This window comes from Serratia sp. ME47, from assembly GCF_903970925.1.
GTDB classification, from domain to species: Bacteria; Pseudomonadota; Gammaproteobacteria; order Enterobacterales; family Enterobacteriaceae; genus Serratia; species Serratia ureilytica.
The window spans coordinates 1-19,246 of sequence record NZ_CAJCKE010000012.1 but is presented as its reverse complement, the minus strand read 5'-3'; the positions used below and the strand labels follow the sequence as shown (position 1 = coordinate 19,246).

Below are 19,246 nucleotides of genomic sequence, written 5' to 3'. Positions count from 1 at the left end.
GGCGGCGGCCTCAGCCCTGTTCCTGATACATGGAGTCGATTTCACGCTGATAGCGCTGCAGGATCACTTTGCGGCGCAGCTTCAGCGTTGGCGTCAGCTCCCCCAACTCCATGGAAAAGGCCGCCGGCAGCAGCGTGAACTTCTTCACCTGCTCGAAGCGCGCCAGCTCCTTTTGCATCTCGCGCAGACGCTTTTCGAACATCTCGAGGATTTCACCGTTGCGCAGCAGCTCCAGGCGATCCTGATACTTCAGGTTGACTGACTTCGCGTACTCTTCCAGCGACTCAAAGCACGGCACGATCAGCGCGGAAACGAACTTGCGCGCATCGGCGATGATCGCCACCTGCTCGATAAAGCGGTCCTGCGCCAGCGTGCCTTCCAGCATCTGCGGCGCGATGTATTTGCCGCCGGAGGTTTTCATCAAATCCTTAAGGCGCTCGGTGATGAACAGATTGCCCTCTTCATCGATCGCCCCGGCGTCGCCGGTTTTCAGCCAGCCGTCTGTGGTAAAGGTCGCGGCGGTTTCCAACGGTTTGTTGAAATAGCCGCGCATCACGATCGGCCCGCGCACCTGGATTTCATTTTCTTCACCGATGCGCACCTCGACCTCCGGCAGCGGTTTGCCGATAGAGCCGAAGCGGAAATGCCCTTCTTCCCAGCAGGACACGGTCGCACAGGTTTCGGTCATGCCATAGCCGTACTTGATATTGACGCCCATCGCCTGGAAAAACAGGATCACATTGTCATCCAGCTTAGCGCCCGCCGCCGGCAGGAAGCGCACCCGGCCGCCGAGGATGCCGCGCAGCTTGCTCAATACCAGCTTGTCGGCCCAGCGATGAGAGAGTTCGAACAGTTTACCCAACGGTTTGCCGGCCCGCTCCTGAAGGAACTTGCGCTCCCCGCAGACGATCGCCCAGTGGAACAGCGCGCGGCGCAGCCAAAGCGCGCGCGCCACTTTTTCATGCACCGCGCTGAAAATCTTCTCGTAGAAACGCGGTACCGCGCACATCAGCGTCGGGCGAACCTGCCCCATCGCTTCCCGCACCCAGTCGGTGTTCGGCAGGAAGACGTTCTGCGCGCCGGAATGCATGACAAAGAAGCTCCAGGCACGCTCGAACACATGCGACAGCGGCAGGAAACTGAGCGACACATCCTCTTCGCCGACCGTCAGTCTCTCATCATGCAGGTAGAGCTGCGCCGCCAGGTTGCGGTAATCCAGCATCACCCCTTTGGGCTCGCCGGTGGTGCCCGAGGTATAGATCAGGGTGAAGAGGTCCTGCAGGTCGCACTCTTCAATGCGCTGCCGACGTTGAGCGATAAAAGCCGTCGGATCGGCGGCATGCTCGAAGGCGCTCAGGTGTCGCGCTATCTCGCAGCCGCGCAGGTCGGCATCTTGGTCAAACACGATAATATGGCGCAGCTGTGGGCAAACGCCGCGCAGCGCGATGGCCGCGTCCAACTGCGCCTGTTCGCCGACGAACAGTATGCGAATGTCGGCGTCGTTGATGACGAAGGCCGCCTGCGCCGGCGTATTGGTGGAATAGAGCGGCACGCTGACGCCGCGCAGGTGGAGAATCGCGAGATCGGCCAGCGACCAGGCCATGCCGTTATTGGCGAAAATGCCGATGCGCTCTTGCACTTCGGCCCCCAGGGCCAACAGCCCGGCGGCAATGCGATCGATGCGAACGGCGGCCTCTTCCCAGGTCAGTTGAAACTCGCCGTTGGGCGACCATTGGCGAAAAGCTGTGCGATCGGCTCGGTGGGTGATTTGATGCTGTATACGATGGATCAAATGGTATTGCAGCAGATTAGTGATCATAGTGCTCTAAGCCTGAAATGAATCATACAGTTAAGCCTGAACGACGCCTTACGGCCCTCATCTCAGCTTACACGTGTTTACTTTTTTCCGCGCAGTCTACCTACTCTCAGGCAGGGGGAAAAGCGATTTCAGCGTAGAAGTGTGAGCCAAAACTCAGGCCGGCTTTCGCGCTTTCATGGGTTGGACAGAACGGGAAGGAAAAGGTTTGCTGGCGGCAATAAAACGCGGCCCATCCGGGCCGCCGCATCGAGTTAGTTAAAAATACCAGTCGTAAAGTAAAAATCAGAATATTAATTTATATTAATTATTTTTGGTAAACGAACCAACTCACCCTGAAAATAAGTTATTTAATCGCCGCAAAACCAAGAAACATCTTAATAAAAACCCAGATAGTTCTTAGTTTTTATCATGAGAAAAAAAACGCTCAGTTGAATATTATCTTTATATATCCCCATTTTTTATCGCTTTACTTTGGGTTACCCGCCTCAATCAGGACGGACTTCATCCACTGGTGCCCTTTATCCCGTTCGGAGGATTCATGCCAGGAAAGATAGCAGGTCGCTTTATTGTGATTGGCGCACAAAGGAACCGCCTTTATTTTCAACGCCTCCGTCTGTTGCCGCACCAACCAGGCGGGCGCAATCGCCACCATTTCCGTTTGCGACACCATATTCAACACGCTGTAGAGATCCGTGCACTGTTGTGTCACGGCGCGCAGCATCGGCTCCTCTAAATAGAAAGGTTTACTGAACGATCCAAAACTTTCCAGGGAAACCGCCGCATGCTGTTCGGCCAACATGTGTTCCGGCGTCACCTCCTCCCCTATTCGCGGGTGCGCCTGCGCAACCGCCAGCACTAATTCGTCGTCGAACATCGCCAGGCTGCGAAACTCCGCCGACTCGAAACGGCTGTAGCCGATGACAAATTCGACGTCCTGATAACGCAATTGATGTTCAATATTATTGTTAATGTATGACTTTATTTGCAGGTTAAGCTGCGGCGCTATCTGTTTGACGTGATTGATTATCCCGGCGCCCAGACGCAAATCGAGCGGGCTGCACAGGGACAGGGAGAACGCTCGCGTGCTGGTCAGCGGCTCAAACTCAGATCCCGGCAACTCATTTTGCACCAGCTGCAGCGCTTGCCGCACCGGCCCGAACAGCTGCCTGGCCCGCATGGTGGGCTGGATCCCGCGCCCGCAGCGCACGAACAGCTCGTCGTTGAACATCACCTTCAGACGCGCTACCGCGTTGCTCACCGCCGGCTGCGACATCCCTAACGAATTAGCGGCTCGCGTAATATTTTGCATTTGCATCACGGCGTCAAACACCGTCAGCAAATTAAGATCGACGCTGCGCAAATGGATGTCCGCCGGCTCTTTAACCATGGCGATTTCTGAATCATATTCAGCCATATTTCACTCCACTAAATCCTGTGTAGATAATCTAATCCTTATGCTCGACAAACAATGAAACGCCGCATTGTCTTATCTTTGCACGACAAATCCTGCCATTACCGTCATCAGCCGATAAAAAACCTCGTGTTATCGACACGATTTAAGTCGTATATGGAATGCATATCAGTCACTTCTACCGTCAGCAGGAAGAATGCCACCTGGGTGGTACTAATAATTAGGTATTAACAATGATTAATACAATTAAACAACGTAACCCCACTGTATGAGACAAACTATAAAAACACATCATAAGCAATCAAACCATCTAAAAACATCAATCGCTTTGTGTAAAATCGCATTATTTTGTTATATTATGACTAAAACAATCAATTAATCATATGAATTCAATTTAAATCATTCGTATTAAAAATATTATTTTGTTTCCTCCCGTGATTAATCCTCCTTATTTTTTCATCACAAATCTTAACCCAACAAAATCCAGAAGCAATTAGCGCAGTATATATTCGATTCGTTTATGCTAAGCAGCACGCAAACTGCTCCCATTTTTTCTCTATAGCACCGCATTTTTACCGAATGATCCTCTGTTGGGACGCATAGCCGGTGCATTGTCCCCGCATTCAATCAGGTGTTGACATCGCCAGGCCAATCACGTATCAAATTAGGCAGACACCCAATTTAAGAGAAGCTGAACCATTATGATCCGTACTCACCGTCTACTAGGCCTACTACTTAACGCATCTTGTTTGCGCGGTATGCCTGTGGACGAAGTTCGGAGCTGACTCAGCCGATCACCCATAAGAAACCCGCGCTACTGCGCGGGTTTTTTTTTGCCCGCTTAGCGTGAAATCAACACGATAAGGAATGCACCGATGAGCCAACAAGTCATTATTTTCGATACCACGCTGCGTGATGGCGAACAGGCATTGCAGGCCAGCCTGAGCGTAAAAGAGAAGATTCAGATTGCGCTGGCGCTGGAAAGAATGGGCGTTGACGTGATGGAAGTCGGCTTCCCGGTCTCTTCGCCGGGCGATTTCGAATCGGTGCAAACCATCGCTCGCCAGATCAAGAACAGTCGCGTCTGCGGCCTGGCCCGCTGCGTGGACAAAGACATCGACGTGGCCGCCGAAGCGTTGCGCGTCGCTGAAGCGTTCCGTATCCACGTGTTCCTGGCCACCTCCACCCTGCACATCGAATCGAAGCTGAAGCGCTCGTTCGACGAAGTGTTGGAGATGGCAGTACGCTCGGTCAAACGCGCCCGCAACTATACCGACGACGTGGAATTCTCCTGCGAAGACGCCGGCCGCACGCCAATCGACAATCTGTGCCGCGTGGTCGAAGCCGCCATCAACGCCGGCGCCACCACCATCAATATTCCGGACACCGTCGGCTACACCACGCCGAACCAGTTCGGCGGCATCATCACCACCTTGTATGACCGCGTGCCGAACATCGACAAAGCCATCATCTCCGTACACTGCCACGACGATTTGGGCATGGCGGTCGGCAACTCCATTGCCGCGGTCCAGGCCGGCGCCCGTCAGGTGGAAGGCACCCTGAACGGCATCGGTGAGCGCGCCGGCAACTGTTCGCTGGAAGAGGTGATCATGGCGATTAAGGTGCGCCAGGACATCATGAACGTGCACACCAACATCAATCATCAGGAAATCTTCCGCACCAGCCAGATCGTCAGCCAGCTGTGCAACATGCCGATCCCGGCCAACAAGGCGATCGTCGGCGCCAACGCCTTCGCCCACTCCTCCGGCATTCACCAGGACGGCGTGCTGAAGAACCGCGAAAACTACGAAATCATGACCCCGCAGTCGATCGGCCTGAAAGACGTGCAGTTGAACCTGACTTCCCGCTCCGGCCGCGCGGCGGTGAAACACCGCATGGAAGAGATGGGCTACCAGGAGCAGGACTACAACCTGGATACCCTGTACGCCGCCTTCCTGAAGCTGGCCGACAAAAAAGGCCAGGTGTTCGACTATGACCTGGAGGCGCTGGCCTTCATCAACAAACAACAGGAAGAACCGGAACACTTCAGCCTGGGTTACTTCAGCGTGCAGTCCGGCAGCAGCATCATGGCCACCGCCTCGGTGAAACTGATCTGCGGCGGCGAAGAGAAAGCCGAAGCCGCCACCGGCAACGGCCCGGTCGATGCGGTCTATCAGGCGATCAATCGCATCACCGATTACCCGATCGAACTGGTGAAGTACCAGTTGACCGCCAAAGGCCATGGGCGCGATGCGCTGGGCCAGGTGGATATCGTCGTCTCTTATAACGGCCGTCGTTTCCATGGCGTGGGTCTGGCGACCGACATCGTCGAATCCTCCGCCAAGGCGATGGTGCACGTGTTGAACAATATTTGGCGCTCACAGCAGGTAGAAAAAGAAAAACAGCGTCTGCAGCAAAACAAACATCAAAATAATCAGGAAACGGTGTGAACATGACGAAGACTTATCACATTGCCGTCTTGCCCGGAGACGGTATCGGCCCGGAAGTAATGGCTCAGGCGCGCAAAGTGTTGGACGCGGTGCGTCAACGCTTTGACATTCGCATCACCACCGCCGAGTACGACGTCGGCGGCATCGCCATCGATCGCCACGGCAGCCCGTTGCCGGCGGCGACCGTCGCCGGCTGCGAGCAGGCCGACGCCATCCTGTTCGGTTCGGTGGGCGGCCCGAAATGGGAACACCTGCCGCCGGCCGAGCAGCCGGAACGCGGCGCGCTGTTGCCACTGCGCAAGCACTTCAAACTGTTCAGCAACCTGCGCCCGGCCCGCCTGTATCAAGGGTTGGAGGCGTTCTGCCCGCTGCGCGCCGATATCGCCGCCCGCGGCTTCGACATTCTGTGCGTGCGCGAACTGACCGGCGGCATCTATTTCGGCCAGCCGAAGGGCCGCGAAGGCCAGGGCATGCAGGAGCGCGCCTTCGACACCGAGGTGTATCACCGTTTCGAGATTGAACGCATCGCGCGCATCGCCTTCGAATCCGCCAGCAAGCGCCGCCACAAGGTGACGTCGATCGACAAGGCCAACGTGCTGCAAAGCTCCATCTTGTGGCGTGAAGTGGTCAATCAGGTCGCCAAGGATTACCCGGAGGTGTCGCTGTCGCACATGTATATCGACAACGCCACCATGCAGCTGATCAAGGATCCGTCCCAGTTCGACGTGCTGCTGTGTTCCAACCTGTTCGGCGACATCCTGTCCGACGAGTGCGCGATGATTACCGGCTCGATGGGCATGCTGCCGTCCGCCAGCCTGAACGAGCAAGGCTTCGGCCTGTACGAACCTGCGGGCGGTTCCGCGCCGGATATCGCCGGCAAAGGCATCGCCAACCCGATTGCGCAGATCCTGTCCGCCACCCTGCTGCTGCGTTACAGCCTGGGCGCCGATGAAGCGGCCGACGCCGTGGAGCGCGCCATCAACCAGGCGTTGGAACAGGGCTACCGCACCGCCGATCTGGCCGGTGACGGCAAAGCCGTCAGCACCGATGAAATGGGCGACATCATCGCTCGCTTTGTAGCTCAGGGGGCATAACATGGCCAAGACCTTATACCAGAAATTGTATGACGCCCACGTGGTGCACGAAGCGCCGAACGAGACGCCGTTGCTGTATATCGACCGTCACCTGGTGCACGAAGTCACGTCGCCGCAGGCGTTCGACGGCCTGCGCGCCATGGGCCGGAAGGTGCGCCAGCCCGGCAAAACCTTCGCCACCATGGATCACAACGTGTCGACCCAGACCAAAGACATCAACGCCAGCGGCGAGATGGCTCGCATCCAGATGCAGGAGCTGATCAAGAACTGCGCGGAATTCGGCGTTTCGCTGTATGACCTGAACCACCCGTTCCAGGGCATCGTGCACGTGATCGGGCCGGAGCAAGGCATGACGCTGCCGGGCATGACCATCGTCTGCGGCGATTCACACACCGCGACCCACGGCGCCTTCGGCTCGCTGGCGTTCGGCATCGGCACCTCCGAAGTGGAGCACGTGCTGGCAACCCAGACCCTGAAGCAGGGCCGGGCCAAAACCATGAAGATTGAGGTCACCGGCGACGCCGCCGAGGGCATTACCGCCAAAGACATCGTGCTGGCGGTGATCGGCAAAACCGGCAGCGCCGGCGGCACCGGCCACGTGGTGGAGTTCTGCGGCAAGGCGATCGAGGCATTGAGCATGGAAGGCCGCATGACCCTGTGCAACATGGCGATCGAAATGGGCGCCAAAGCCGGGTTGGTCGCGCCGGACGACACTACCTTCGCCTACCTGAAGGGGCGTCAGTTCGCACCGACCGGTGAAAACTGGGAGCAGGCGGTCGCTTACTGGCGCACGCTGAAGTCCGACGCCGACGCCCAGTTCGATACCGTGGTGACGCTGCGCGCCGAAGAGATCGCGCCGCAGGTCACCTGGGGCACCAACCCTGGCCAGGTGATCGCCGTCAATCAGGCGATCCCGGCGCCGGAATCGTTTAACGATCCGGTTGAGCGCGCCTCCGCCGAGAAAGCGCTGGCCTACATGGATTTGAAGCCGGGCATCAAATTGACCGAAGTGCCGATCGACAAAGTGTTCATCGGTTCCTGCACCAACTCGCGCATCGAAGATCTGCGCGCGGCGGCGGCGATCGCCAAGGGGCGCAAGGTCGCCAACGGCGTGCAGGCCATCGTGGTGCCGGGCTCCGGCCCGGTGAAGGCCCAGGCGGAAGCCGAAGGGTTGGACAAAATCTTTATTGAAGCCGGTTTCGAATGGCGCTTGCCGGGTTGCTCGATGTGCCTGGCGATGAACAACGACCGTCTGAATCCGGGCGAGCGCTGCGCGTCCACCAGCAACCGTAACTTCGAAGGGCGCCAGGGCCGCGGTGGGCGCACCCACCTGGTCAGCCCGGCAATGGCCGCCGCGGCCGCCGTCGCCGGTCACTTCGCTGACATCCGTGATATTCACTAAGGGGCTAACGTGGCTAAATTTACTCAACATACCGGCTTAGTGGTGCCTTTGGATGCGGCCAACGTCGACACCGACGCCATTATTCCCAAGCAGTTTTTACAGAAGGTGACCCGGACCGGTTTCGGCCAGCACCTGTTCAACGACTGGCGCTTCCTCGACGATGCCGGCCAGCAACCCAACCCGGAGTTCGTGCTGAACAAACCGCGCTATAAAGGCGCCAGCATCCTGTTGGCGCGGGAGAACTTCGGCTGCGGCTCCTCGCGCGAACACGCCCCTTGGGCGCTGACCGACTACGGTTTCAAAGTGGTGATCGCGCCGAGCTTCGCCGATATCTTCTACGGCAACTCGTTTAACAACCAGCTGTTGCCGGTCACGCTGAGCGAGCAGCAGGTGGATGAGCTGTTCAAACTGGTTGACGCCAACGAGGGTACGGAGTTCGTGGTGGATCTGGAGAACCAGACGGTCAACGCCGGTGGCAAAAGCTATCCGTTCGAAATAGACAGCTTCCGCCGCCACTGCATGATCAACGGGCTGGACAGCATCGGCCTGACGCTGCAGCATGAAGCGGACATCTCCCGCTACGAAGCGCAGCAACCGGCGTTTCTGAATTAATCCCCTTCACCCGCCGCCCGGCGGGTGAATTTTTTCCTCACCAGTAGCCCAGCAGCTTCCACCATGCGCCGCCGATCACTATCCAGATCAGTAGGTTAACCACGCTCATCACCCATCCCGCTTTCCACCACTCCCCCAACGTCACATAGCCGGAGCCAAAGATGATCGGCGCGGTGCCGGTCCCGTAATGCGTCAGCGACATCATCAGCGAAGAAGAGAACGCCAGGATCAGGCCCAGCAGCGCCGGTGGCGCGCCGAGCGCGATGCCGGCAGCGAAGAAGGCGGCGAACATCGCCGTTACATGCGCGGTGGTGCTGGCGAAGAAATAGTGAGAATACAGATAAATGATGGTCAGCAAGATCGTGCCGCCCACCCAGCTCATGCCCATATGGTCGATGCCGTTGCCGACGGTCTGCGACAGCCAGCCGATCAGCCCCAGCTTGCCGAGGAAACTGGCCATCATCACCAGCGCCGAGAACCACACGACGGTATCCCAGGCCCCTTTATGCTTCAGCACATCCTCCCAGCTCAACACCCCGGTAGCCAGCAGCACCGCCAGGCCGATCAGCGCCGCGGTGGTAGGATTGACCGCCAGCGCCGGGCCGAAAATCATCGCCGGAATGCCGGCCCACAGCACCAACAGCAGCGCGAACACCGCGAGAGTAATTTTCTCCGGCAGCGTCACCGGCCCCAGCGCCTGCAGCTTTTCGCAGGCGAAACGCGGCGCGTCCGGGGTGCTTTTCACCTCCGGCGGGTACAGCAGATAAATGACCAGCGGCATCACGATCAGCGAACACAGCCCCGGCACCAGGGCGGCGATCGCCCACATCGACCAGGACAGTTCGAAGCTGCCGTGGGTGCCTTTGGCGATCAGGCTGACAATCAGCGGGTTAGGCGCCGTGGCGGTGATAAACATCGCCGAGGTGACCGGGTTAATGTTGTAGTTCACCAGCGACAGATAGCGGCCGATCTTGCCGGAGGTATTGAGCTCGGGTTTGGAACCAAAGCTGTCGGCGATCGATTTCATGATCGGGTGAATGATGCCGCCGCCGCGCGCGGTGTTGCTCGGCGTCACCGGCGCCAGGGTGGTTTCCGCCAACGTCAATGCGTAGGCGATGCCGAGCGTTTTTTTACCGAACAGCGAGATAAAGTAGTAACCGATGCGCGCGCCCAGCCCGGTTTTGTTCAGGCTGAGGGAGATCATGATAGAAAAGCCGATCAGCCAGATCAGCTGGTTGGAAAAACCGCTGAGCGCGTCGTCCAGCGCGGCGCCCGGCTTGCCGGGATTGGTGACGCCGGTCACCGCCACCAGGGCGATGGCAATCACCGAGACTGCGCCGATCGGCATCGCCTTGCCGATGATGGCGATGATAGTGCCGATAAACAGCGCCAGCAGCTGCCAGGCGTTGGGCGCAACGCCCTCCGGCACGGGAATGAGGAACCAGATGATCAGCGTGGCGGCAAGGGCGCACAGGGAAGGAAGCGGTTTGAGCGGTGTGAGTTTATCCATAACGTTCCCACTGTTCTAAACAACAAGGCGGCATCTCAATAGCGAGACGGGCGTGGACGCAACGATCGCGCTCCATATGCCTTCAGCTTGGGCGTCCGCTTCAGCCTTCTCAATGACTTGCATCAAGAATGCCGTCGTTTGACCTCACACTTCACGCACTTTGGCGCTCATCCAGAGCGCCGCCAGCGCCAGCAGCGCCGCCATCCAATACACCGAGCCATGACCGAGGTTCTCCACCAGCGCGCCCTGCAGCACCCCGGCCAGGATCACCCCGGTCGAGATGCTGTTGGTGAACAGCGTGGTGGCGGCGCCCGGTCGGCCCGGCATCAAATCTTGAAAATAGAGCATGCCGATACCGGCGACGATGCCGATAAACACCGCGTTGAGCAGTTGCAACGCGATCAGGGTCGGCTTGGTCGCCAGCACCGTCAGCCCGAGGTAAAACAGCACGCCCGCCGCCACCGCCAGCAGCATCATGTTGCGCTTGCCGAAACGTTTGACGTAGTAACCGGCCAGCAGCATCGCCGGGATCTCCAGCCCGGCGGCGGTGCCCATCAGCACCCCGGCCAGCCCCTCAGGCAGGCCGAGATCGGCGGTAATATACAGCGGCATGTCGATGATATACATGGTGTTGCAGGTCCACATCAGCATCGAGGCGATAAACAGCAGACGCACGTCGCGATTGCGCCAGGCGCTGGCGGGCGCAATCGGCGCGGATGCGCCGTCCCGCAGCCCGTCGCCGTCCGCCGCGCGCGGCACCGAAGGCAGCATGAACCCGACCAGCAGCACGCAGATGGCGAAGGTGGCGGCGGCGATCAGGAACATCACGGTAAAGCCGTAATTCAGCGCCAGCGCAAACGACAGCGGCGGGCCTATCACCCACGCCAGCGAAAGCTGGGCGCGCATCACCGAACTGAACATCACCACTTCACGCGCCTCGCTGTCGGCGTATTCCCGCGCCAGCGCGAAGATCTGCGGCATGGCGGTGTTGGCAACGGCGGACATCAACACCCCGGCGGTGATCAGCGTCAGGTAGTCGCGGTTGAAAGCGAACAGCAGGCAGTTGCCGACCGCCATCAGGCAGCACAGCAGGATCAGCCTGCGCCGATCGCCGCGGGTGTCGGAACGTTTGGCCAGCAGGAAGCTGACGACGATGCCGGCCACCGCGTTGGCGGTGTAAAACAACCCGACCCACAGCGGCCGCACCTTAACTTCGGTGGTCAGAAACAGGCTGAGCGTCGGCGTCAGCAACGCGCCGGCGATGCCGGAGAGAAAAGCGATCAGCAGGAAGGCGGCAAAGATGGGGTTGATGCGCAGTGATAACCGTCTCAGGCGTTCCATATCCTCTTCCCTGATCCCAAAGCAGAAGCAAAAACCTTAGGTCACGGCGAGGAAAATGCAAGTCCATCGCCCTAACCGCAAATAAAAAAACCAGTGGGGCGACCCACTGGCTGGTGAAACAGCACCATTACTCAGAAACTTTTATGCCGCAGCGCCTTACAGGTGCTCGCGATACTGCTTGTCGCTCATCTCTTTGATATCCCATTGCGTCAGGTGCGCCAATATTGCCAGCCGCGCCTGCTCGGGCACCACGCTCAGCCAGTCGGCGTGCTGCCGACGCACCGCGCTGAAATAGCGCTGATAGAACGATTTGGATAAGAAAGCTTTCATGATTGCGCCCTCCCCTTTCATCGATGAAAATTATCGGCGTAATATAGGGAAAGAAAAATTGACGAGTTGAGACAGGAGTGTTCCTCTTTTATGTCCACGTCCAGATTGCAGCAGCAGTTCATCCGTCTGTGGCAACGCTGCCACGGTGAAACCACCGACACCACGCTGCAGGCACTGGCGGAGGCGCTGAGCTGCTCGCGGCGCCACGTGCGCTCCCTGTTGAGCGCCATGCAGCGGGAGGGCTGGCTCACCTGGCAGGCGGAGTCGGGACGCGGCAAGCGTTCGCGGCTAACCTTTCATTACACCGGCCTGGCGCTGCAGCAACAGCGGGCCGAGGAGCTGCTGGAGCAGGATCGCATCGATCAGTTGGTGCAGCTGGTGGGCGACAAAAACGTGGTGCGCCAAATGCTGCTGTCGCAGCTGGGGCGCAGCTTCCGTCAGGGGAAACATATCCTGCGGGTGCTCTACTATCGGCAGTTGTACAACCTGCTGCCCGGCTCGGCGCTGCGGCGTTCCGAGACCCATTTGGCGCGTCAGATCTTCAACGGCCTGACGCGCATAAATGAGGAAAACGGGGAACTCGAATCCGATCTGTCCCACCATTGGCAGGCGCTGACGCCGCTGCACTGGCGGTTTTACCTGCGCCCGGCGATCCATTTTCATCATGGCCGCGAGCTGGAGATGGCGGACGTCATCAGCTCGCTTTCGCGTCTGACCTCACAACCGCTGTTCTCGCATATCGAAAGCGTCACCTCGCCGACGCCGTTCGTTGTCGACGTGCATCTGCACAGCCCCGACCACTGGCTGCCCTGGCTGCTGGGCAGCGTGCACGCCATGATCCTGCCGCGCGAATGGCGCGATCTGCCGGACTTCACCCGCCATCCGATCGGCACCGGCCCCTACCGCGTGGTGCGCAACCTTCCCAGCCAGATGAAGATCCACGCCTTCGACGACTATTTCGGCTACCGGGCGCTGATCGATGAGGTCAACATCTGGGTGCTGCCGGAGTTCTCCGAAGAACTGGTGCACTCCGGCGTACAGCTGCAGGGCGATGAAACCGGCAACAGCGAGCTGGAAAGCCGGCTGGAAGAAGGCTGCTACTTCCTGCTGTTCGATCAGCGCTCTCCCTTGGCGGCCGATCCCGCCATGCGCAGCTGGCTGTGCGAATTGATCAACCCCATTTCGCTGCTGAGCCACGCCGGGCCGCTCTACCAGCGCTATTGGTCGCCGGCGTACGGCCTGCTGCCGCGCTGGCACCACAACCGCGCGCTGGCGCAGCAGCCCAAACCGGCGGGGCTGACCGAACTGACGCTGACTCACTTCAATGAGCATTCGGAGTTCCACGCCATCCGCCAGGCGATCGAGCCGCTGCTGGCGCAGCACGGCATCCGCCTGATCGTGCAAAGCGTGGATTACGCGACCTGGCACCAGGGCGACGCGCGCAGCGATCTGTGGCTCGGCAGCGCCAACTTCTATCTGCCGCTGGAGTTTTCGCTGTTCGCCACGCTGTACGAGCTGCCGCTGATGCAGCATTGCATGAGCGAGGACCTGGCGCAGGATGCGGCGCTGTGGCGCGCCAACCGTCTGCCGCTGGCAGAGTTCTGCCAGCGCCTGGTCAGCAATCACCAACTGCATCCGCTGTTCCACCACTGGCTGCAGCTGCACGGCCAGCGCAGCATGCGCGGCGTGCGAATGAACACCCTCGGCTGGTTCGACTTCAAGTCAGCCTGGTTTGCCCCGCCGGAGGCATAAGCGCCTTTCGCCCAAGTCGGTTAATCTTTACAATAGCGCCGTCTCAACGGGGTGCGGAGAGTCGGGCCGCGTGATAAGCCCGATTTTCCGCTGAGAGCACACCCGTCGAACCTGATCCGGTCAATACCGGCGGAGGGATTTGAGCCCAGCGAACCGGCGACGCCGCCTCGCCCCCTCAGATGCCCTTGCCCCCTTATTTTTCAGGAGTGCAACGTGGTCAAAAAATATCTGCCCTGCTTATTGCTGCTGTGCGCCGCACCGGTGTTCGCCAAGCCGACGCTGACGGTTTACACCTACGATTCCTTCGCCGCCGACTGGGGCCCAGGCCCGGCGGTGAAAAAAGCCTTCGAAGCCGAGTGCGACTGTGAGCTGAAGTTCGTGGCGCTGGAAGACGGCGTCTCACTGCTGAACCGCCTGCGCATGGAAGGCAAGAACAGCGCCGCCGACGTGGTGCTGGGGCTGGACAACAACCTGCTGCAGGCGGCGCAGCAAACCGGCCTGTTCGCGCCGAGCGGCGTGGACACCGCCAAACTGACGGTGCCGGGCGGCTGGCAGGACGCGACCTTCGTGCCTTACGACTACGGGTATTTCGCCTTCGTCTACGACAAGGAAAAACTGAAGAACCCGCCGAAAAGCCTGCAGGAGCTGGTCAGCAGCGATCGTGACTGGAAGGTGATCTACGAAGATCCGCGCACCAGCACGCCGGGCCTCGGCCTGCTGCTGTGGATGCAAAAAGTGTATGGCGACAAGGCGCCGGCCGCCTGGCAGCAGTTGGCGAAAAAGACCGTGACCGTCACCAAAGGCTGGAGCGAAGCCTACGGCCTGTTCCTGAAAGGCGAAGGCGATCTGGTGCTCAGCTACACCACCTCCCCCGCCTATCATCTGATCGCCGAGAAAAAAGACCGCTACGCCGCCGCCACGTTCAGCGAAGGCCACTACCTGCAGGTGGAAGTGGCCGGCAAACTGAAGGCCGCCAAACAGCCTGAGCTGGCGGAGCGTTTCATGCAGTTCATGGTGACGCCGGCATTCCAGAACACCATCCCGACCGGCAACTGGATGTACCCGGTGATCAACACCCCGCTGCCCGTCGGCTTTGAACAGATGAACGTGCCGCATACCGCGCTGCAATACAGCGCCGAAGAGGTGGCCACACAACGCGGCGGCTGGATCCGGGCATGGCAAACCGCCGTCAGCCGCTGATCCCCCGCTGGCTCTGGCCGGGGCTGCTGGCCGCCGGCATGATCCTGCTGCTCGCCGCGCTGGCGATGGGCTCGCTGTGGCGTCACGCGCCGGACAGCGACTGGCGCGGCCTGTGGCAGGACAGCTACCTGTGGCACGTGGTGCGCTTCACTTTCCTGCAGGCGCTGCTGTCGGCGCTGATTTCGGTGCTGCCCGCCATTCTGCTGGCGCGCGCGCTCTATCGCCGCCGTTTCCCCGGCCGGCAGCTGCTGCTGCGGCTGTGCGCCATGACGCTGGTGCTGCCGGTGCTGGTGGCGGTGTTCGGCCTGCTCAGCGTCTATGGGCGCCAGGGCTGGCTGGCGACGCTGTGCGGCTGGCTGGGCGTCGAGTATGATTTCTCGCCCTACGGGCTGCAGGGCATTCTGCTGGCGCACCTGTTCTTTAACCTGCCGCTGGCCACCCGCCTGTTGTTGCAGGCGCTGGAGAACATTCCGGTGGAACAGCGCCAGCTGGCCGCCCAGCTGGGCATGAACGGCTGGCAGCAGTTCCGCTTCGTCGAATGGCCGGCGCTGCGCCGCCAAATCCTGCCGAGCGGCGCGCTGATCTTCATGCTGTGCTTCGCCAGCTTCGCCACCGTGCTGTCACTGGGCGGCGGGCCGCAGGCCACCACCATCGAGCTGGCGATCTACCAGGCGCTGAGTTACGACTACGATCTGGGCCGCGCCGCCCTGCTGGCGCTGATCCAACTGGGCTGTTGTCTGGGGCTGGTGCTGATCAGCCAACGCCTGAGCCAGGCATTGCCGGTAGGACATACCCACGCCCAGCGCTGGCGCAACTCGGAAGACAGCCTGTGGCGGCGCATCAGCGATTTTCTGCTGATCGCCGCCGCGCTGTTGCTGCTGCTGCCGCCTCTGCTGGCGGTGATCGCCGACGGCGCCAATCAGGCTATCGTCAGCGTGCTGCGCCAGCCGGTGCTGTGGCAGGCGCTGTTCACGTCGCTGCGCATCGCCCTTGGCGCCGGAGCGCTGTGCGTGGCGCTCACGATGATGCTGCTGTGGAGCAGCCGCGAGCTGAAACTGCGGCAGCAGCTGCGCGGCGGCCAAGCGCTGGAGCTGAGCGGCATGGTGATCCTGGCGATGCCGGGCATCGTGCTGGCCACCGGGTTCTTCCTGCTGCTGAACGATACGATCGGGTTGCCGCAGTCGCCCTATGCGCTGGTGATCCTCACCAATGCGCTGATGGCGGTGCCCTATGCGCTGAAGGTGTTGGAGAACCCGATGCGCGACCTCGCCGAACGTTACAACCCGCTGTGCCTGTCGCTGGATATCCGCGGCTGGCGACGGCTGCGGCTGATTGAACTGCGCGCCCTGCGCCGCCCGCTGGCGCAGGCGCTGGCCTTCGCCTGCGTGCTGTCGATCGGCGATTTCGGCGTGGTCGCCTTGTTTGGCAACGAGCATTTCCGTACCCTGCCTTTTTACCTGTATCAGCAGATTGGCGCCTACCGCAGCCAGGACGGGGCGGTGACCGCGCTGCTGTTGCTGCTGCTGTGCTTCCTGCTGTTTACCCTGATTGAACGCTTACCGGGCCGCCATGCTGACGCTTGAAAAACTGACCTATCTGTATGAACACCTGCCGATGCGCTTTGATCTGCGCATCCAGCCGGGCGAGCGCGTCGCGGTGCTCGGCCCCAGCGGCGCCGGTAAAAGCACCCTGTTGAGCCTGATCGCCGGTTTTCTGCCGGCGGCCAGCGGCCGGCTGCTGCTGAACGGCGAAGACCACACCGCCACGCCGCCGGCCAAACGGCCGGTGTCGATGCTGTTTCAGGAAAACAACCTGTTCGCGCACCTGACGGTGGCGCAGAACATCGGGTTGGGGTTGGATCCCGGTCTGCGCTTGACTGCGCAGCAGCGTCAACAGCGAGAACACATCGCCCGTCAGGTCGGCCTGGAAGAACACCTGGATCGCCTGCCGTCGCAGCTTTCCGGCGGCCAGCGTCAGCGCGCCGCGCTGGCGCGCTGTTTGATTCGCCGGCGGCCGATCCTGCTGCTCGACGAACCCTTCTCGGCGCTCGATCCGGCGCTGCGCAACGAGATGCTGCAGCTGCTGCAGACGGTGTGCGAACAGCGCGACCTGACGCTGCTGATGGTGTCGCACAACCTCGACGACGCCGCGCGCATCGCGCCGCGCACGCTGCTGGTGGTCGACGGCCGCATCTACTACGACGGCCCGACGCAGGCCCTGCTGGACGGCAGCGCCCCCGAAGCGCACGTGCTGGGCATTTCGGGTAAAGCGTGATCTGACGCGCGTTTTTTATGCTGCGCCAATAAACCTGTTGTGCGAATTTTGCGCCTGTGTTTTTATAAAAACCTGACTTTTTTTACTGATGATAAGGTTCCCTGTGATCGCATCCTCGCTGACTTCGACCCTACTAGTTACCGCGCTACCAGCCGCGGTGGTCGTCGTGCGTGTGGTGGTGGTCGTCGGCAATGCGCCGTAGGGTCCGAATCAACGCATCGATTCCCAAACCCCGCCGGCGCAAACCGGGCGGGGTTTCTTGTTTTAGCACCCTGCCCAGAAAAGCTCACCGGCCTTGAGAAAGGACAGGAACATGGCAACTTCGGGCACGCCTCAACCGAGTACCCGCTTCACCGGCGCACAATTGATCGTTCATCTGCTGGAGCGTCAGGGCATCACCACCGTCGCCGGCATTCCCGGCGGCGCCGCGCTGCCGCTGTATGACGCGCTGAGCCAAAGCACCCGCATTCACCACGTGCTGGCGCGCCACGAACAGGGCGCGGGCTTTATGGCGCAAGGCATGGCGCGCGCCAACGGCAAAGCGGCGGTGTGCATCGCCTCCAGCGGGCCGGGCGCCACCAACCTGGTCACCGCCATCGCCGACGCCAAGCTCGACTCCATTCCGCTGGTGTGCATCACCGGGCAGGTGCCTTCCTCGATGATCGGCACCGACGCCTTCCAGGAAGTGGACACCTACGGCATTTCCATCCCGATCACCAAGCACAACCATCTGGTGCGCGATATCCGCGAGCTGCCGCAGGTGATTGGCGACGCGTTCCGCATCGCCGAGTCCGGCCGCCCCGGCCCGGTCTGGATCGATGTGCCGAAAGACGTGCAGACCGCCACCATCACCCTGGAAGAGCTGCCGCCGATCGCCGTGCCGGACGCCGCCCCGAGCTTCGATCCGGCGCTGGTTTCGCAGGCCGCCGCGATGATCAATCAGGCGAAACGCCCCATCCTCTACCTGGGCGGCGGCATCATCTGCGCCGACGCCCACCGGCAGGCGCTGGAGCTGGCCGAGCGCGCCGGTCTGCCCACCACCATGACGCTGATGGCGCTGGGCGCGATGCCGGTGGAACACCCGCTGTCGCTGGGCATGCTGGGCATGCACGCCGCGCGCAGCACCAACTTCATTCTGCAGGAGGCCGATCTGCTGATCGTGCTGGGCGCGCGCTTCGACGATCGGGCGATCGGCAAAACCGAGCAGTTCTGCCCTAACGCCGCCATCATTCATGTGGATATCGACCGCGCCGAGCTGGGCAAGGTCAAACAGGCCAACGTGGCGATCCATGCCGACGTCGGCCAGGTGCTGCAACAGCTGCTGCCGCAGATCGACACGCAGCCGCGCAGCACGTGGCTGAACACCGTCAACGATCTGAAGCGCGAATTCCCGTTCAACATGCCGAACGCCGACGATCCGCTGAGCCATTACGGCCTGGTGCTGGCCGCCGCGCGCTGCGTGGACGACAGCGCCATCATCACCACCGACGTGGGTCAGCATCAGATGTGGGTAGCGCAGGCCTATCCGCTGAGCCAGCCGCGCCAGTGGCTGACGTCGGGCGGCCTGGGCACCATGGGCTTCGGTCTGCCGGCGGCGATCGGCGCGGCGTTGGCGGAGCCCGAACGTAAAGTGCTGTGCTTCTCCGGCGACGGCAGCCTGATGATGAACATTCAGGAAATGGCCACCGCGGTCGAGCACGATCTGGACGTGAAAATCATTTTGATGAACAACCAGGCGCTGGGGCTGGTGCACCAGCAGCAAACCCTGTTCTACCAACAGCGCATCTTCGCCGCCGCCTATCCGAAGCGTACCGACTTCCTGAAAATCGCTGCCGGATTCGGGCTGGATACCTGCGATCTGAACGCCGCGGAAGATCCTCAGGCGGCACTGGCTGAGGCGATCCAGCGCCCGGGTCCCTGCCTGAATGAGCCAAGGACACCCCTATGACCCCCGATTTGTTATTGCGCATTCTGTTAACCGGCGCCGGCGCCACCCTCTGCATGGATTTGTGGGCGTTGCTGCTGAAGCGGCGCTTCGGCATCCCTTCCCT

14 protein-coding genes, 1 pseudogene and 1 riboswitch are annotated in these 19,246 nt (G+C 60.7%); of the genes and pseudogenes, 10 read left to right on the top strand and 5 right to left on the bottom strand.

The window, feature by feature from the left end:
* Window positions 1-10: 10 nt before the first annotated feature.
* Both H7A77_RS13480 and leuO read right to left on the bottom strand, forming a co-directional pair.
* Complete coding sequence (locus H7A77_RS13480; RefSeq protein WP_182074303.1) at window positions 11-1,819, bottom strand: long-chain fatty acid--CoA ligase; 1,809 nt, start codon at window positions 1,817-1,819, stop codon at window positions 11-13.
* A 466-nt stretch (window positions 1,820-2,285) separates the two neighbouring features.
* Window positions 2,286-3,233: a transcriptional regulator LeuO gene (gene leuO, locus H7A77_RS13475; RefSeq protein WP_033641849.1), complete on the bottom strand. Its 948-nt coding sequence runs from the start codon at window positions 3,231-3,233 to the stop codon at window positions 2,286-2,288.
* Between the two features lie 872 nt (window positions 3,234-4,105).
* Here leuO and leuA point away from each other — a divergent pair.
* From leuA to leuD, 4 genes are read left to right on the top strand one after another with little or no spacing between them, the layout of a single operon-like run.
* Window positions 4,106-5,680, top strand: a complete 1,575-nt coding sequence (leuA, locus tag H7A77_RS13465; RefSeq protein ID WP_033641848.1) for a 2-isopropylmalate synthase — start codon at window positions 4,106-4,108, stop codon at window positions 5,678-5,680.
* 2 nt (window positions 5,681-5,682) lie between these two features.
* Window positions 5,683-6,774 (top strand): 3-isopropylmalate dehydrogenase, encoded by a 1,092-nt coding sequence (gene leuB, locus H7A77_RS13460; RefSeq protein WP_164106939.1) that lies wholly within the window; start codon window positions 5,683-5,685, stop codon window positions 6,772-6,774.
* Window position 6,775: 1 nt separating this feature from the next.
* On the top strand, window positions 6,776-8,176 hold the full coding sequence (gene leuC / locus H7A77_RS13455; protein WP_033651676.1) for a 3-isopropylmalate dehydratase large subunit: 1,401 nt from the start codon (window positions 6,776-6,778) through the stop codon (window positions 8,174-8,176).
* A 9-nt stretch (window positions 8,177-8,185) separates the two neighbouring features.
* Entirely contained in the window at window positions 8,186-8,788 is a 603-nt protein-coding gene (leuD, locus tag H7A77_RS13450; protein ID WP_025159634.1) for a 3-isopropylmalate dehydratase small subunit, read from the top strand.
* Window positions 8,789-8,825: 37 nt separating this feature from the next.
* On the opposite strand, the gene H7A77_RS13445 is transcribed toward leuD, so the two are convergent.
* From H7A77_RS13445 to sgrT, 3 genes are all read right to left on the bottom strand, one after another.
* On the bottom strand, window positions 8,826-10,298 hold the full coding sequence (locus H7A77_RS13445) for a DASS family sodium-coupled anion symporter (RefSeq protein WP_047572680.1): 1,473 nt from the start codon (window positions 10,296-10,298) through the stop codon (window positions 8,826-8,828).
* 144 nt (window positions 10,299-10,442) lie between these two features.
* A complete protein-coding gene (locus H7A77_RS13440; protein WP_033641845.1) occupies window positions 10,443-11,639 on the bottom strand; it encodes a sugar efflux transporter in 1,197 nt (398 codons plus the stop codon).
* 156 nt (window positions 11,640-11,795) lie between these two features.
* On the bottom strand, window positions 11,796-11,969 hold the full coding sequence (sgrT, locus tag H7A77_RS13435) for a glucose uptake inhibitor SgrT (RefSeq protein WP_071883530.1): 174 nt from the start codon (window positions 11,967-11,969) through the stop codon (window positions 11,796-11,798).
* A 90-nt stretch (window positions 11,970-12,059) separates the two neighbouring features.
* Between sgrT and sgrR the strand changes: the two genes are divergently transcribed.
* From sgrR to ilvB, 6 genes and pseudogenes are all read left to right on the top strand, one after another.
* Window positions 12,060-13,721: an HTH-type transcriptional regulator SgrR gene (sgrR, locus tag H7A77_RS13430; protein ID WP_047025197.1), complete on the top strand. Its 1,662-nt coding sequence runs from the start codon at window positions 12,060-12,062 to the stop codon at window positions 13,719-13,721.
* A 37-nt stretch (window positions 13,722-13,758) separates the two neighbouring features.
* Window positions 13,759-13,877, top strand: a riboswitch (TPP riboswitch).
* Window positions 13,878-13,934: 57 nt separating this feature from the next.
* Window positions 13,935-14,921 (top strand): thiamine ABC transporter substrate binding subunit, encoded by a 987-nt coding sequence (thiB, locus tag H7A77_RS13425; RefSeq protein WP_042783680.1) that lies wholly within the window; start codon window positions 13,935-13,937, stop codon window positions 14,919-14,921.
* Window positions 14,897-16,504, top strand: a complete 1,608-nt coding sequence (thiP, locus tag H7A77_RS13420; RefSeq protein ID WP_182074302.1) for a thiamine/thiamine pyrophosphate ABC transporter permease ThiP — start codon at window positions 14,897-14,899, stop codon at window positions 16,502-16,504. The genes thiB and thiP overlap by 25 nt, the downstream gene beginning before the upstream one ends.
* Window positions 16,491-17,195 carry a thiamine ABC transporter ATP-binding protein ThiQ gene (thiQ, locus tag H7A77_RS13415; protein ID WP_089194280.1) on the top strand — a complete coding sequence of 235 codons (705 nt, stop codon included), beginning with the start codon at window positions 16,491-16,493 and terminating at the stop codon, window positions 17,193-17,195. The genes thiP and thiQ overlap by 14 nt, the downstream gene beginning before the upstream one ends.
* An 88-nt stretch (window positions 17,196-17,283) precedes the next feature.
* Window positions 17,284-17,397, top strand: a complete 114-nt coding sequence (gene ivbL, locus H7A77_RS13410) for an ilvB operon leader peptide IvbL (protein WP_154747116.1) — start codon at window positions 17,284-17,286, stop codon at window positions 17,395-17,397.
* A gap of 111 nt (window positions 17,398-17,508) precedes the next feature.
* Window positions 17,509-19,119 (top strand): annotated as a pseudogene (gene ilvB, locus H7A77_RS13405) (acetolactate synthase large subunit); the annotation flags it as partial.
* Window positions 19,120-19,246 lie beyond the last annotated feature (127 nt).

Coding starts and splice junctions, on each gene's coding strand:
- H7A77_RS13480 (WP_182074303.1), bottom strand. CDS start 1,819: ATGATCACTAATCTGCTGCAATACCATTTGATCCATCGTATACAGCAT.
- leuO (WP_033641849.1), bottom strand. CDS start 3,233: ATGGCTGAATATGATTCAGAAATCGCCATGGTTAAAGAGCCGGCGGAC.
- leuA (WP_033641848.1), top strand. CDS start 4,106: ATGAGCCAACAAGTCATTATTTTCGATACCACGCTGCGTGATGGCGAA.
- leuB (WP_164106939.1), top strand. CDS start 5,683: ATGACGAAGACTTATCACATTGCCGTCTTGCCCGGAGACGGTATCGGC.
- leuC (WP_033651676.1), top strand. CDS start 6,776: ATGGCCAAGACCTTATACCAGAAATTGTATGACGCCCACGTGGTGCAC.
- H7A77_RS13445 (WP_047572680.1), bottom strand. CDS start 10,298: ATGGATAAACTCACACCGCTCAAACCGCTTCCTTCCCTGTGCGCCCTT.
- H7A77_RS13440 (WP_033641845.1), bottom strand. CDS start 11,639: ATGGAACGCCTGAGACGGTTATCACTGCGCATCAACCCCATCTTTGCC.
- sgrT (WP_071883530.1), bottom strand. CDS start 11,969: ATGAAAGCTTTCTTATCCAAATCGTTCTATCAGCGCTATTTCAGCGCG.
- sgrR (WP_047025197.1), top strand. CDS start 12,060: ATGTCCACGTCCAGATTGCAGCAGCAGTTCATCCGTCTGTGGCAACGC.
- thiP (WP_182074302.1), top strand. CDS start 14,897: ATGGCAAACCGCCGTCAGCCGCTGATCCCCCGCTGGCTCTGGCCGGGG.
- thiQ (WP_089194280.1), top strand. CDS start 16,491: ATGCTGACGCTTGAAAAACTGACCTATCTGTATGAACACCTGCCGATG.
- ivbL (WP_154747116.1), top strand. CDS start 17,284: ATGATAAGGTTCCCTGTGATCGCATCCTCGCTGACTTCGACCCTACTA.